This window comes from Ochrobactrum teleogrylli, from assembly GCF_006376685.1.
GTDB classification, from domain to species: Bacteria; Pseudomonadota; Alphaproteobacteria; order Rhizobiales; family Rhizobiaceae; genus Brucella; species Brucella teleogrylli.
The window spans coordinates 492,888-506,747 of sequence record NZ_VEWL01000001.1 but is presented as its reverse complement, the minus strand read 5'-3'; the positions used below and the strand labels follow the sequence as shown (position 1 = coordinate 506,747).

Below are 13,860 nucleotides of genomic sequence, written 5' to 3'. Positions count from 1 at the left end.
AAAATCCCTTACAGTTTTACCGGCTGGCCAAGACGCACGCTTTCGTCAGCGGCGAGACAGATGCGCAGCGATTGCAGCGCGTCATCCATATGGCGGTTGAGATCGATATCCTCACGAATGGCTTTCAGCATGTAAGCCTGTTCGCGTTCGCACAATTCCTGATGGCCCGGCTCGTCGGACATGGAAAGATCCGTATCGGGTTTGAGGAATTTGCCGTCCGCCCCGCGTTCGGCACGATGGATGCGGATGGTCGAGGTTTTTGTGTGTGCATCCACATCGTCGGACTTGGTGACGGCCTCGTTCATGACGATGGAGACGCAGCCATTCGGCGATATGACATCCTTCACGAAGAAGGCCGTTTCCGACATCATCGGCCCCCAGCCCGCCTCGTACCAGCCAATCGTGCCGTCATCGAACAGCACCTGCAGATGGCCGTAATTATACATATCCGGTTTGATTTCATTGGAAAGACGCAGGCCCATACCGCGCACTTCCACCGGCTTTGCATCGGTGATCTGGCACATGACATCGACATAATGCACACCGCAATCGACGATTGGCGACGTGGTGTTCATCAGGTTTTTATGCGTTTCCCACGTCGCGCCGCTCGACTGCTGATTGAGGTTCATACGGAAGACATAAGGACCGCCGAGCTGGCGTGCTTCGGAGATTAGCCGCATCCAGGATGGGTGGTGGCGCAGGATATAGCCGATGACGAGCTTGCGTCCGTTGGCCCGAGCGCAATCGATCACACGGCGCGCATCTTCCACGGTTGTCGCCAGCGGCTTCTCGACAAAGACATGCGCGCCCTGCTCCATCGCGGCCACGGCATAATCGGCATGGCTTTCCGAATAGGTGGCGATGCAGGCCATATCCGGTTTCAGTTCGGCCAGGGCCTCCTGAAAGGATGGATGAATTTCATAACCGGCAAGCTCGTCCGGGACAGCAACCTTAGTCCGGTTGACCAGACCGACGATTTCAAAACCCGGATTGCGATGGTAGGCCAGCGCATGGCTGCGGCCCATATTGCCGAGACCGGCTGAAAGAACGCGAATTGGGGCGACTTGGGCCGGGGCGGTTGTTGTATGTGCACTCATTTTACAGCTCCGGCTGTGATGCCGCGGATCAGTTGCCGCGAGAAGAGGACGTAGAGGACGAGGATCGGGAACATTGCAAGCGAAAGCGCCGACAGAACCGCATTCCAATTGGTGACGAACTGACCGATGAACAGCTGCGAGCCGAGCGTCACCGTCTTGGTGGCTTCGCTTGGCGCGAGGATCAGCGGGAACCAGAGGTCGTTCCAGATCGGGATCATGGTGAAGACGGCGACCGTCGCCATGGCCGGCCGGATCAGCGGCAGCACCAGCTTGAAGAAGATCGCATATTCCGACATGCCGTCTATTCGCCCGGCATTTTTCAGATCGTCGGACACGGTTCGCATGAATTCGGACAGGATGAAGATGGCAAGCGGCAAGCCTTGAGCCGTATAGACGAGGATCAGCGATGTCAGGCTGTTGACAAGCCCCACCGCGACCATGCCCTGCAACAATGCAACCGTACCGAGCCGGATCGGGATCATGATGCCGATGGCCAGATAAAGCCCCATCAGCGTGTTGCCCTTGAACCGATATTCCGACAGGGCAAAGGCGGCCATGGCGCCAAACAGAATTACGAAGAAGATGCTCGCCACCGTGACAATGGTGCTGTTCTGGAAATAGGTCAGGAACGAGCCCTGTTTCAGCACCGTCTCATAGCCGATCAGGCTAAAGCTTTCCGGTGTCGGAAACTGCAGCGGCGTGCGAAAAATCGCGTTGCGGTCCTTGAAGGAATTGATCAGCGTCAGCGCCACCGGAAAGACGGCGACAAGCATATAGATGATCAATGCCGCATGAACGAACGTTGTGCGAAGGGGCGAAGTGCGTGCTTTCGACATGATTTCTCGCTCCTCAGAATTGATAGCGGCGCATGCGACGCTGGATGCCGAACAGATAGAGCGACACACCGGCGAGGATGATGAGGAACATCACGGCGGCGATGGTGGCGCCCATGGACGGATTGCCAAGCTGAAGCTGGAAGCCGAAGAAGGTGCGGTACAGGAAGGTGCCGAGAATGTCGGTCGCCTTGTCCGGCCCCGCGAGTGCGCCCTGCATCGAATAGACCAGGTCGAACGCATTGAAATTGGCAACGAAGGTCATGACCGAGATCAGGCCAATCGATGGCAGAATGAGCGGCAGCTTGATCTTCCAGAACTGGCTCCAGCCGGTAATGCCATCGCATTCGGCAGCTTCGATGATTTCATCGGGAATATTGAGCAACGCCGCGTAGATCAACATCATTGGAATACCGACGAACTGCCAGACGGAAACAAGCGACACCGTGACCAGTGCTGTTTCGGCCTTGCCGAGCCATGGCCCAAAGGCCCATTTCATGCCCACCAGATCCATCATCCATGGCGCAACGCCCCAGATCGGCGACAGGATAAGCTTCCAGATAAAGCCGACAATCACGAAGGAGAGTAGCGTCGGCAGAAAGATCGCCGTGCGATAGAAGGCGGCAAAACGCAATCTCGGCAGCGACAGCATGGCTGCCAGCAAAATGCCGATCGGGTTTTGAACCAGCATATGAATACAGAAGAATATGACATTGTTTTTCAACGCATTCCAGAAATCACGCGACCAGTTTGCATCGCCGAAAAGCGTCTGGAAATTGGCAAAGCCGACAAAGACGCGCTGCCCGTCCACGACATTGAAGAACGCTTGCCGCAATGTCTCGATCAGCGGCAGCACCATGACGAGCGTATAAACCAGCACGCAAGGCAGCAGGAACACAAGAATGTGCCATCGCCTCGGGCGTTTTTGCTCAATGATTGGCAGGTCGGCAGACTGGCTCATCAACACTCGCTGTTCTTCGGCTTATGCGGTTCTTGCGAACATTCTTTTGCCGTGAGACTGACATGGATCGCGCAATGCGCGAAAGAAAAACTGCCTGTTAGGCGCCTTGCAAGTCTGTTCGGCATCGAAAATGCACACGGGCGGCCTGCCCTCAAGCAAAGCCGCCCGTGAATGATCATATTACTTCGCAGGCTTGTACCAGCTGTCGAGGCCTTCCTGCAGCTTCTTGGCGGCATCTTCCGGCGTTACAGTGCCGTTGATGACGTTAGCTGACTGAACCCAGGTTTCGTTTTCCAGGTTCGGCGTGCCGCGCGACAGGATCTGGTAGGTCGAACGGATCGTCGGCTTGCACTTTTCGCGCCAGGACACGAATTCCTGTGCCAGCGGATCGGACATCTTCACAGCCGTCGAATTCAGGCTGAAGAAGCCCGGCAGCGCGTTTGCGTAGATTTCCGCGAATTCCGGCGAAGCCACCCAGTTCAGGAACACCTTGGCCTGTTCGGTATTCTTGCTCGAAGCATTCAGGCCGAGACCGATATCGTTGTGATCCGAGATGTAGCAACTGTCGCCTGCATTCTTAACCGGCGGCGGGAATGCGCCCATCTTGAACTGCGCCTGCGTGTTGAATAGGCCGATTTCCCACGAACCTGCCGGATAAATCGCGGCACGGCCCAGCGTGAAGAGGTTCTGGCTGTCCGGATAGGTCTGGGCTTCAAAACCGTCGCCCAGATAATCCTTCCACTTGGCAAGAACCTTGAACGGCTCAACCCATGGCTCGTCGGTCAGCTTCTGCTCGCCAGCGATCAACGCCTTGCGGCCGTCCTCGCCCTTCCAGTAGGTCGGGCCGATATTCTGGTAGCCCATGGTCGCGGCTTCCCACATATCCTTCGTGCCCATGGCCATGGGGATATAGGTGCCGTCCGCCTTGATCTTCTCAAGCACGTCGAAGAATTCGGCTTCGGTCGCCGGAGCCTTCAGGCCGAGCTTGTCAAAGGCTTCCTGATTATAGATGAAGCCGTGAATGACCGAAGCCATCGGCACGCAGAAAGCTTTCTTGCCATCGTCGGTGGTCCATGCGGACTTGGCGACGTCGGAAAAATTCTTCATGCCTTCCAGATCGGTGAGATCGGCAAGCTTGCCTTTGTTGAACAGCTCCAACGAAGTGTCGAACGGACGGCATGAAATCAGATCGCCGCCCGAGCCAGCATCCAGCTTGGCATTGAGAGCGGCGTTATATTCTGTCGGCGCGCTTGGCGCGAAATTGATTTTGATGCCCGGATTCTTTGCTTCAAAGGCCGGAATGATCTTTTCCTGCCAGATTTGCAGATCGTCGTTACGCCAGCTTTCAACCGTCAGCGTGACATCCTGAGCCAATGCGGCAGAACCCGACGCCAGCAGCGTCGAACCCAGCAGCATGAATTTCAAGGTATTGCGAACCATTTGACCTTCTCCCGTTTTTTTGAACGCAGACGCACAAAAGAGGCGAGATACGCCTGTCCATTGCGATACACCACGTTAATAACGATGGCCCATCACGGTACGGGATAAGTGCCGGCTCCGCCGGTCTTCGCTCCATCCCATTTCCGCGCGACCCTCGCCTGTTAACAACCTTTGGCGACCCCTGGCGGCATTGCGCTCCCCTTTGATTGAATTTAATGCCAAAAACGTACCAATTGTCCAGCGAAGTTTACGAAATTCTCGCATAAAAATTGGTGGCAAGATAATTTACCTCAATTTATCAACGCATTAATCAAATTTGCTCGTCTCCGATAAATCTGCTTGGTTAATGGTATTTTTTTGGTATCTTCAAGTTGGAGGTATCTCATGGCAGAGTTTTTCATTGGCGTGGACGGGGGCGGCACCGGATGCCGCGCTGTGGTGGCAGATGGCAACGGTGCGATTCTCGGAACGGGACGCAGCGGATCGGCCAATATTGTCACTGATCCGCAGACTTCGCTCGTCAATGTACGTGCAGCCATAGACAATGCCTTCGCCGATGCGGGGCTGGACCAAAGCCACTATGACGAAAGCCATGCGGTGCTCGGACTTGCTGGCGGCAATGTCCAAGGCGCGGGCCTGCCTATTGAACGCGGCCTCCCCTTTGCTCACGCCAATGTCGAGTTCGACGGTCTTATCGCATTGCAGGGTGCGCTTGGCGATCAGGACGGGATCGTGGCCATTTTAGGCACCGGAACGGCCTATATCGTCCGGCAGCACGAACGAATTCATTCGGTCGGTGGCTGGGGGTTTCCGCTCAGCGATCTTGGCAGCGGCGCGCGGCTTGGACAAAGCTTGTTGCAAGAATGCCTGCTGGTGCATGACGGCATTCATCCCCGCAGCCGCCTGACAACAGACGTGCTCAATGAGTTCGGCAATAATCCCGACAATCTGGTTGAATTCGCCTGGACGGCAAAGCCGGGCGATTTCGGCAAATATGCTCCGCGTATTTTCCAATATGCTGCTAATGGCGATGAGACCGCGCGCATGCTTCTGCAACGCTCGGCAGGCTATGTCAGCGAAACGCTGGACATGTTGATTGCTCAGGGCGCGGAACGGATCAGTTTGTTGGGCGGGATGGCGCCGCTTTATGTGGAGTGGCTCCCCGCAAGCCAGCAGAAGCTCATTGTTCAACCGGCAGCGGACGCTTTGACCGGAGCTTTGCAGCTCGCGCTCAAGCGCTACGGCCACAAGGATGAGGCGCGTGCATGAGCGGCAATTTCAGCGCCTTTCTCCCCAAAAACCTTCAGGGCACTGCGCCAACTTCTGGCGCGGGACCGCTTTACATGCAGCTGCGCCAGTCGCTGGAGGCAGCGATTCGTGCCGGACATCTTGCCGATGGCGAGGCGCTGCCGCCCGAACGTGACATTGCGGAATATGCTAATATCAGCCGCGTAACTGTGCGCAAGGCGGTGGACGATCTCGTCAAATCGGGACTTCTGGTGCGTCGTCACGGCTCCGGCACTTTTGTTGTGCGCCCGAGCGAGCGGGTGCAGCAGTCGCTTTCCATGCTCACATCTTTTACCGAAGACATGGCGCGGCGCGGCATCGCCACCCAATCCAAATGGCTGGAACGCGGCCTCTATTATCCGTCGCCCGAAGAAATGATGAAGCTTGGCGTTTCATCCGAAACCCGGGTTGCGCGACTTGGCCGTTTGCGCATGGCAAGCGATCTTCCGCTGGCTATCGAGCGCGCCAGCTTGTCGAGCGAAGTTTTGCCCGATCCCGATGCAGTCAAGGGATCGCTCTATGCCGAACTCGGACGTACCGGCTTTCGTCCGGTACGCGCCGTGCAGCGCATCTCCGCCTGCAACATCAAGGACCCCGATGCCCGGATACTCGGCGTCAAGACCGGCGATGCCGGTTTGTCCATCGAGCGTATTTCCTATCTCGCATCAGGCCGCGCGGTCGAGTTCACCAAATCGCTCTATCGTGGTGATGCCTATGATTTCGTAGCGGAACTCTCGATACCATCGGCCTAAGACCAATATCAGCCCATAAAGAAAACGGCCCGTTTCCGGGCCGCTCCGTTTGTTAGTGATGCTTCGTACCTTGGTGTGCCAGATCTGCAGTCGGATCGGCTGCAAGACGCTTGCGTGCCCGGTCGTCCATCAGTTCATACCACATGGCATTGAGCACAGCGAAAGCTGCGGCGAGCGGCAAGCCCAGAAGCCAGGAAAAATACCACATATTGCTTTCCTTTCTTAGATTGAAAGGCGCGGGCGGCTAAGCCGCCCGCTGCCCGATCAATAAGCGTGGTTGCTCTCGTCTTCGATCATATCCTTGTCCACCTTGCCCCACAGCACCCGGTAAACCCAGGACGTGTAGGCAACGATGATCGGCAGGAAGATGAGCGTTACGACCAGCATGATGAACAGGGTCATGTGGCTGGAAGACGAATCCCAAACCGTCAGGCTTGCCCGGGGATCGAGCGAAGACGGCAGAATGAACGGGAACATAGACACACCGACCGACGAGATGATGCCGAAGATCGTGAGCTTGCCCAGCAGAAGCGGAGCAACTTCACGTCCGCCACGCAGTGTCAGAAACACCGCAATCGCGCCCAGAATGCCAAGCGCCGGAGCAATCAGCAGGATCGGATAATTCGCATAGTTGGCAAACCATGCGCTATGATCGAGCTCCACCGTCTTGCGCAGCGGATTGGAAGGTCCATCGGTAACGACGGCGCTTGTGATCCGGTAGCCCGACACCCAGAACCAGCTGGCAACACCGGCCAGAGCATAAAGAACGAGCGTGAGAAGTGCGGCGATGCTGCCATAGCGCCGCGCTCGTTGCTGAATTTCTCCGGTAGTTTTGAGGACCAGCCACGAGGCGCCATGCATCGACAGCATGGTGACCGACAACACGCCGCACACAAGTGCAAACGGGTTGAGCAGACCGAAGAACGAACCCTCATAGAATATCTGGAGATCATCGTTGAGACGGAACGGTACGCCCTGCAACACATTGCCGACTGCGACGCCGAAGATCAGAGCCGGTACAAACCCGCCGATGAACAGGGCAATGTCCCAGCCGCGACGCCATGCCTTGCCCTCACGCTTCGAGCGGTATTTGAAACCAACCGGGCGCAGGATGAGGGCAAACAGGATAACGAACATCGCCAGATAGAAGCCCGAGAAGGACACCGCATAGAGCGGTGGCCAGGCGGCGAAGATTGCGCCGCCGCCGAGGATCAGCCAGACCTGATTGCCTTCCCAGACTGGGCCGATCGTGTTGATGATGACGCGACGCTCGACATCCGTTTTGCCGACGAGCGGCATCAGAATATCCACGCCCAAATCAAACCCGTCCATCGCGGCAAAGCCGATCAGCAGCACGCCGAGCAGTACCCACCAGATGATGCGAAGGGTTTCATAGTCCAACAATTCGCTGAGTATCATGGTCCTTACTCCGCTGGCGCAATGCTGGCAGGTGCAAGCATGGCTTCAGGTTTGCTGTCGGGTTCCGGCCCGGCTTTGATAGCGCGGATCATCAGGCCCATTTCGATGATGAACAGGACTGTGTAGATCGCGACAAAGCCGATGATGGTGAGCAGAACCGTCGACGCGCCGAGATTGGAGACGGCAACTGCTGTCGGCAGAATGCCTTCGATAATCCATGGCTGACGTCCGAATTCGGCGACGATCCAGCCCATTTCGGCAGCGATCCACGGCAGCGGAATTGCAAAGACCGCCACTTTCAAAAGGAAGCGATGCTGATCAAGCTTGCGCCGCGCCGACAGCACAAAGAACGTGCCAGTCAGCAAGATCAAGGCGAAACCGATGGCAACCATGATGCGGAATGCCCAGAACAGCGGCAGAACACCCGGAACCGTGTCGTTTGCGGCCTTGGTGATCTGTTCGTCGGTAGCCGTGCGCGGATCGTCCACATAACGCTTCAGAAGAAGCGCATAGCCCAGCCATTGGCTGTTGTCGGCGAAAACGTCCTTCACATCCTGTGGAACGGCACTGGTGTCGCCAGCGGCACGGATTTTCTGCAACGCATCATAGGCGACGATACCGTTGCGGATATGGTTCTCCGCATTCTGAACCAGTTCGTTGATGCCCTGGATCGGCGTAGTTAGCGAACGCGTGCCGATCAACCCCATGACCCAGGGAATTTGCACTGCGAAATGGGTTTCGCGCGCCTGCTGGTCCGGGATGCCGAAAGCGGTAAACGGCGCGGGTGCCGGTTCCGTTTCCCACATAGCTTCGATGGCGGCGATCTTCATCTTCTGGTGTTCGTTGGCCAGATAACCGCTTTCATCGCCCAGAACGACGACGGAAAGCGAAGCGGCCAGACCGAACGATGCGGCAACCGTCATCGAACGCTTGGCGAGCTCAACCGAGCGTCCTTTCAGGAGATACCAGGCGGAAACGCCCAGAACGAACACCGATGCAGTCGCATAACCGGCTGAAACCGTATGCACGAATTTGGCCTGCGCCACCGGGTTCATCAGAACCGCGAAGAAATCGGTGATTTCCATGCGCATGGTTTCGGGATTGAAGGCCGATCCGACCGGGTTCTGCATCCAGCCATTGGCGATGAGAATCCACAAGGCGGAGAAATTCGATCCCGCCGCGACGGCATAGGTCGCGATCAGGTGGCCGACCTTGGAAAGACGGTCCCAACCAAAGAAGAACAGACCCACAAAGGTCGCTTCGAGGAAGAAGGCCATCAGGCCTTCAATGGCCAGCGGGGCGCCGAAAATATCGCCCACATAATGGCTGTAATAGCTCCAGTTCATGCCGAACTGGAATTCCATCACAATGCCCGTCGCGACACCGATCGCGAAGTTGATGCCAAACAGAGTACCCCAGAATTTCGTCATCTGTCGCCAGATGAGTCGCCCCGTCATCACATAAACGGTTTCCATGATGGCCAGCAGCACGGAAAGACCCAACGTCAGAGGTACGAAGAGGAAGTGATAAAGTGCCGTGATTGCAAACTGCAATCGCGACAGGGAGACAATATCGAGTTCCATCTTTTTCAGCCGGTAATCCCCGGCCCTCCTAGAGCATTTGCGGCCGGAAAAATCCCCGGCATCGCAGAATGCGACCAAAACGAGTTCATTTTGCACGTCGCATTAATTGGCAGACGCGACGCGCTTTCGCGTAACGGGCGTGGTCATGACATTGCCCGTTTGAAACGAAGATCGGATAAAGACCGCCCGCCGTTTCCATTCTCATGTGTTGGCAAAGCCCCTGATAGATGGACCTTCGCCCGCCCGGCTTACCTCATGGTATTGAGTATCTCACCGAAACGCTGGTCACTCATGCGCACAGACTCAACTAGAGCGCCTTGATTCAAAACAATGATCCGGTCGCAAATCCGCGCTTCGCGCTGGATATGTGTGGCGACAAGCAAGGTTTGTCCGCCCGACTGCGCCCGCAACCGCGCCAGCACATCTTCGGCGGTCGCCCCGTCGAGCCCCTCGGTCGGTTCGTCGAGAAGCCATAAGGACGATTCGCTTAAAAACAGGCGCGCCAGAGCAAGACGCCTTGCCTGCCCGCCGGATAATCCCAGACCGCCCTCGCCCAGCATCGTGTCGAGACCGCTCGGCAGGGTTTCGACGAATTCTCCGAGACCAGCGGTCTGCAAAGCCTGCATCAGCGCCGCATCATCGGCGTCCGGTTTGGCGAGCCGCAGATTATCGCGAAGGCTATCCTGAAAAAGCTCTGTGCGCTGGGTCAGCAAACAACTGGCCAGCACTCTAGCGCTGCCGTCCTTCACCGCGATTTCACCTGCGAGCACGTTGAACAGCGTCGATTTCCCTGCACCGCTGGTGCCAACGATGGCGACGCGCTCGCCCTCTTCGACGGTAAGATTGATGGATTTCAGGGCATCGACGGCTGCATCGTCATGGCGAACAGACAGGTTTTGAAGCTGTATTGCCAAACCATCCGGCGGCGTAGGTAGACCGGCAACCACCTTCTCATCACGCAATTGCGGGCCAACGCGCCGGGCAGCCAGAATGGTGCGGCCAAGTTCCATCGCGCCGCGCCGTAGCGCCGCGAAAGGCTCCATTGCGCCAAGAATAACCAGCATCGCCAAAGCTGCAACCGGAGCGCCGATTGTCCCCGCCTGCACCAGCCAGCCAGCGCCAATAAGGCCGCCAGCCAAAAGTGCGGCATGGGCCACCCCAAGCCCCGCGCCGGTTTTGATCTCGACGCGGTTGAGCCCGCGATCAGACGCCGCCACATAACTGTCAGCCCGGATAAGCGCTTCATTTTGTGCCTGCATCCGCCCGGCCATCAGCAGTTCCGTCTGGCCTGCAACCAGATCGACCGTGCGGGCGCGCAATGCTTCCGTGCCCTTGGCGCGCCTGCGCATCGGCTTTTCCGAACGTCGTGCAGCCAGTAACGGTAGGTTCAAACCGACGAGAAGAAGGAGAATTGCAACAGCAAGTCCGAACAGCGGGTGCATCAGAGCAAGCGCTATGCCAGCCACAAGCGCGGTTGCGAGCGCGGCGCCAATCGGCACGACGACACGCAGATAAAGCGAATCCAGCGCATCGATATCCGCAGTCAAGCGGAACAGAAGCCGTGCCGGGCGCTTCAACAGCGCATTGGCCGCTACCGGTTTTGCCCAGCTGCGAAACAGCGTTTCGCGCAACGCCGCCAGAATGGCGAGTGTCGCGTCGTGGGTGACAAGGCGTTCGAGGTAACGCGCGCCTGTGCGCACGATCGCGAGAAACCGGATACCGGCAGCTGGTGCGAAAACGTCGAACACGATGGCGGTTGCAAGGCTGAGGCCCGCAATGGCGGTTGCCGTAATGAACCAACCGGAAAGACCGAGCAGCGCGATGCCAGCCAACACCGTGACCGTAGCCGCGGCAATGCCTGCATAAAGGGCGGAACCTTTGGTTCTGAAAAACAGGCGCAGGATCGGGCGGAGCGCTTGCAGACCGTTCATTCGGCTGCCCTCCTCTGCCACAACGGATCACTATCTTGATTGTCAGCCAAGCGTATGATGCGGTTCATCTTGCGCGCCAGTCCCTCATCATGGGTAGCGACAATCAGGGTCTTGCCCTTGGCCAGTCGCAACAGGCTGTCCGCAATATGCTTGGCCGTCTCTTGATCGAGATGGGCCGTCGGCTCGTCGGCAAGGATGATATCGGCCTTAGGATCGACCGCGATGCGCGCCAGTGCAAGCCGCAACGCCTCGCCGCCAGAAAGCCCGGCACCGTTCTCGCCGAGAACACCATTGCCGGTGATACCCACAACATGCGCCAGCGCCATATCTTCGATGATCGAGGCGGTGGGGCTGACAGTGGTTTCGCGTCCGAGCGTGATATTGTGGCGCGCGGATCCCGCGAATATATGCGGCTTTTGGCCGATCCAGCTCATGCGTTGGCGCTGGGACATTGCATTTTCAGGAGCCATGGCGATTCCGCCAATTCTGATCGCGCCGGTCTGTGGCGCAGCCAGTCCGGCAATCAACGCCAGAATGGTAGACTTGCCGTAACCACTTGGCGCGAGCAGAGCGACGTGTTCGCCTGCTTCGATTGTCAGGTTGAAGCCTGTTAAAACCGCGGGCCCAGCCGGATACTGAAAACCGATATCGTGTAGTTGAACGGTCGGGTCTGTTTCCGTCGGTTTGTTCGCCGCGACGCCGTTGCCGCCAACAACCGGCATGGCATGACGGCTGAGATTCTCCAATGCATCGATGGCCGCTTCACCTGACGCACGGTCGTGCCAGACGGCGGAAAGGTCACGCAGCGGTTCGAAGAAAGCGGGAGAAAGCAACAGGATGAACAGGCCTTCGCCCAGCGTCAGCTTCTGTCCCCATGCGCCGAACTGCAAGGTGCCGAGCAGGTGAAAACCGATATAGACGGCGACCATGGCAACGCCAAGCGCTGCAAAAAGCTCCAGCACGGCGGACGACAGGAAAGCAATCCGAAGAACTTTCATGGTTTTGGTGCGCAGGGTCTCGGCATTATCACGCAACCGCGTGGCTGTCGCATCCACGGCGTGAAAACTGCGGATGGTCGTCAGGCCGCGCAGCCGGTCCAGCAGAAAACCATTCATGCCGCCAAGCGCCACCAACTGCTTTTCGCTGGCAGCTTTTGCTCGCCAGCCAATGAGCGCCATGAAGATCGGGATCAGCGGCGCTGCAATCAGGAGAACAAGCGCCGCCGCCCACGAAAACCAGAAGACGGCCAGCAGGATCGCAAGCGGCACCAGCATGACCCGAATGCGCACCGGCACAAAACGCGACAGATAAGGCACGACCATTTCCGCCTGTTCGGCGAGAATACTTGCAGCTTCACCCGACGGTGGCCGGGCTGTGTCGAGCGGCGACCGGCTGGAAAGCGCTGCAAAAGCGCGCTCGCGCAAGGCTGTCAGTTCAGCACGGGCAGAGTCAAACGCCTTGGCCGCACCAGCACCGTCAATCAGACTGCGCAGGCAACCCAGCACGAATATGCCAAGTGCCGCATAGTAAATCCGATTGTCGAAACCGGTATCGGCGAGCTGCCCGATGGCATAGGCTATAAGCCCTGCCTGCGGCAGCCACAAAAGCGCTGCCAGTGCCTGAAGATTTGCTCCCCGCCGAAGCATGGCCGGAACCGTCCGGCGCTCAGAACGACGCTTGGAAGACCGTGGGCGGCCTTCGCCGCTTTGCGCCTTCCCGTCGTCTGGCGTCAGATTTTCCGCCAGTTGCTCCGTTTGGGGGACATCAGATGTCAATCTCGCTTTGGCTCCTTCTTGGCCGATGTTCGTCCGCGCCCCAAAGCCACAATCCTGTCGGTGGTTTCGAGGAAGCGGGTCACCTTCGCGCCCAGCGCCAGAAGGCTTGTAAGACGGTCGGTATCGAGCTTCTTCACGTCGTCGTACCAATTGGTCAGCCGCTCGATCAGGCTGTACATGTCTTTCATGCGCTCCTGAGCGTAGCGGTCACTGTCATCCTGCGGCGCTTCCATCAGCACTTCGCGCAGAACCGACAGCGTCGGGTCGATCTCGCGCTTCTTGCGCTCTTCGGCAAGCGTGCGCAGAATCTGCCAGACGTCATCCGGCGTCGTGAAGAAATCGCGACGGTCGCCGGGAATGTGCTTCAGCAGCACAAGATTCCAGCCTTGCAGTTCGCGTATGCCCATGGAGACATTCGAGCGTGACACACCGAGCGCGTCGACGATCTCGTCGGCGCACATCGGCTGGGGCGACAGATAGAGCAGCGCGTAAATCTGCCCCACCGTGCGATTGATGCCCCAACGGCTGCCCATCTCTCCAAAGTGGAGCACGAACGACTGAACGATTGGCGACAATTCCAAAATTCTCTCTCCCGTACTTTCTGAATTTTCAGAAATTACTGAAATCCAGATAATCTAAATGATGAAAACCTTCAATCCGTCTGACCATCGATGCGCCGCATCTGGACAATTGGCCGCAGCCAGCAAGCACTCCTCCAAATGCCACCAGCCGCTCCTTCCGAACCCAACAGGCCGCAGGCAATATGCTTCAGATTCGGGAAA

At 57.6% G+C, this 13,860-nt stretch carries 12 protein-coding genes; 2 read left to right on the top strand and 10 right to left on the bottom strand.

The features are described from left to right. Window positions 1-8: 8 nt before the first annotated feature. The 4 genes from FIC94_RS02185 to FIC94_RS02170 form a co-directional block, all read right to left on the bottom strand. Window positions 9-1,097 carry a Gfo/Idh/MocA family protein gene (locus FIC94_RS02185; protein WP_140023764.1) on the bottom strand — a complete coding sequence of 363 codons (1,089 nt, stop codon included), beginning with the start codon at window positions 1,095-1,097 and terminating at the stop codon, window positions 9-11. Then, entirely contained in the window at window positions 1,094-1,933 is an 840-nt protein-coding gene (locus FIC94_RS02180; RefSeq protein ID WP_140023763.1) for a carbohydrate ABC transporter permease, read from the bottom strand. The genes FIC94_RS02185 and FIC94_RS02180 overlap by 4 nt, the downstream gene beginning before the upstream one ends. Before the next feature lie 13 nt (window positions 1,934-1,946). Next, window positions 1,947-2,891, bottom strand: a complete 945-nt coding sequence (locus FIC94_RS02175) for a carbohydrate ABC transporter permease (protein ID WP_109367408.1) — start codon at window positions 2,889-2,891, stop codon at window positions 1,947-1,949. A 180-nt stretch (window positions 2,892-3,071) separates the two neighbouring features. Then, window positions 3,072-4,331: an ABC transporter substrate-binding protein gene (locus FIC94_RS02170; protein ID WP_140023762.1), complete on the bottom strand. Its 1,260-nt coding sequence runs from the start codon at window positions 4,329-4,331 to the stop codon at window positions 3,072-3,074. A 384-nt stretch (window positions 4,332-4,715) separates the two neighbouring features. Between FIC94_RS02170 and FIC94_RS02165 the strand changes: the two genes are divergently transcribed. Beyond that, on the top strand, window positions 4,716-5,600 hold the full coding sequence (locus FIC94_RS02165) for a glucosamine kinase nucleotide-binding domain-containing protein (RefSeq protein WP_109367410.1): 885 nt from the start codon (window positions 4,716-4,718) through the stop codon (window positions 5,598-5,600). Beyond that, entirely contained in the window at window positions 5,597-6,370 is a 774-nt protein-coding gene (locus FIC94_RS02160; protein ID WP_109367411.1) for a GntR family transcriptional regulator, read from the top strand. Before FIC94_RS02165 ends, FIC94_RS02160 begins: the two co-directional genes overlap by 4 nt. Before the next feature lie 52 nt (window positions 6,371-6,422). Here FIC94_RS02160 and cydX read toward each other — a convergent pair whose 3' ends face one another. The 6 genes from cydX to FIC94_RS02130 form a co-directional block, all read right to left on the bottom strand. Beyond that, the gene (gene cydX, locus FIC94_RS02155) at window positions 6,423-6,578 is read right to left on the bottom strand and encodes a cytochrome bd-I oxidase subunit CydX (RefSeq protein WP_109367412.1); all 156 of its coding nucleotides are present in this window, start codon (window positions 6,576-6,578) and stop codon (window positions 6,423-6,425) included. Between the two features lie 56 nt (window positions 6,579-6,634). Next, the gene (cydB, locus tag FIC94_RS02150) at window positions 6,635-7,789 is read right to left on the bottom strand and encodes a cytochrome d ubiquinol oxidase subunit II (protein ID WP_109367413.1); all 1,155 of its coding nucleotides are present in this window, start codon (window positions 7,787-7,789) and stop codon (window positions 6,635-6,637) included. A gap of 5 nt (window positions 7,790-7,794) precedes the next feature. Beyond that, window positions 7,795-9,372, bottom strand: a complete 1,578-nt coding sequence (locus FIC94_RS02145) for a cytochrome ubiquinol oxidase subunit I (protein WP_109367414.1) — start codon at window positions 9,370-9,372, stop codon at window positions 7,795-7,797. A 248-nt stretch (window positions 9,373-9,620) separates the two neighbouring features. After that, window positions 9,621-11,303: a thiol reductant ABC exporter subunit CydC gene (gene cydC / locus FIC94_RS02140; protein WP_140023761.1), complete on the bottom strand. Its 1,683-nt coding sequence runs from the start codon at window positions 11,301-11,303 to the stop codon at window positions 9,621-9,623. Then, window positions 11,300-13,078 carry a thiol reductant ABC exporter subunit CydD gene (cydD, locus tag FIC94_RS02135; protein ID WP_140023760.1) on the bottom strand — a complete coding sequence of 593 codons (1,779 nt, stop codon included), beginning with the start codon at window positions 13,076-13,078 and terminating at the stop codon, window positions 11,300-11,302. Before cydD ends, cydC begins: the two co-directional genes overlap by 4 nt. Next, complete coding sequence (locus FIC94_RS02130; protein WP_171317289.1) at window positions 13,075-13,659, bottom strand: GbsR/MarR family transcriptional regulator; 585 nt, start codon at window positions 13,657-13,659, stop codon at window positions 13,075-13,077. Before FIC94_RS02130 ends, cydD begins: the two co-directional genes overlap by 4 nt. Window positions 13,660-13,860: the final 201 nt, after the last annotated feature.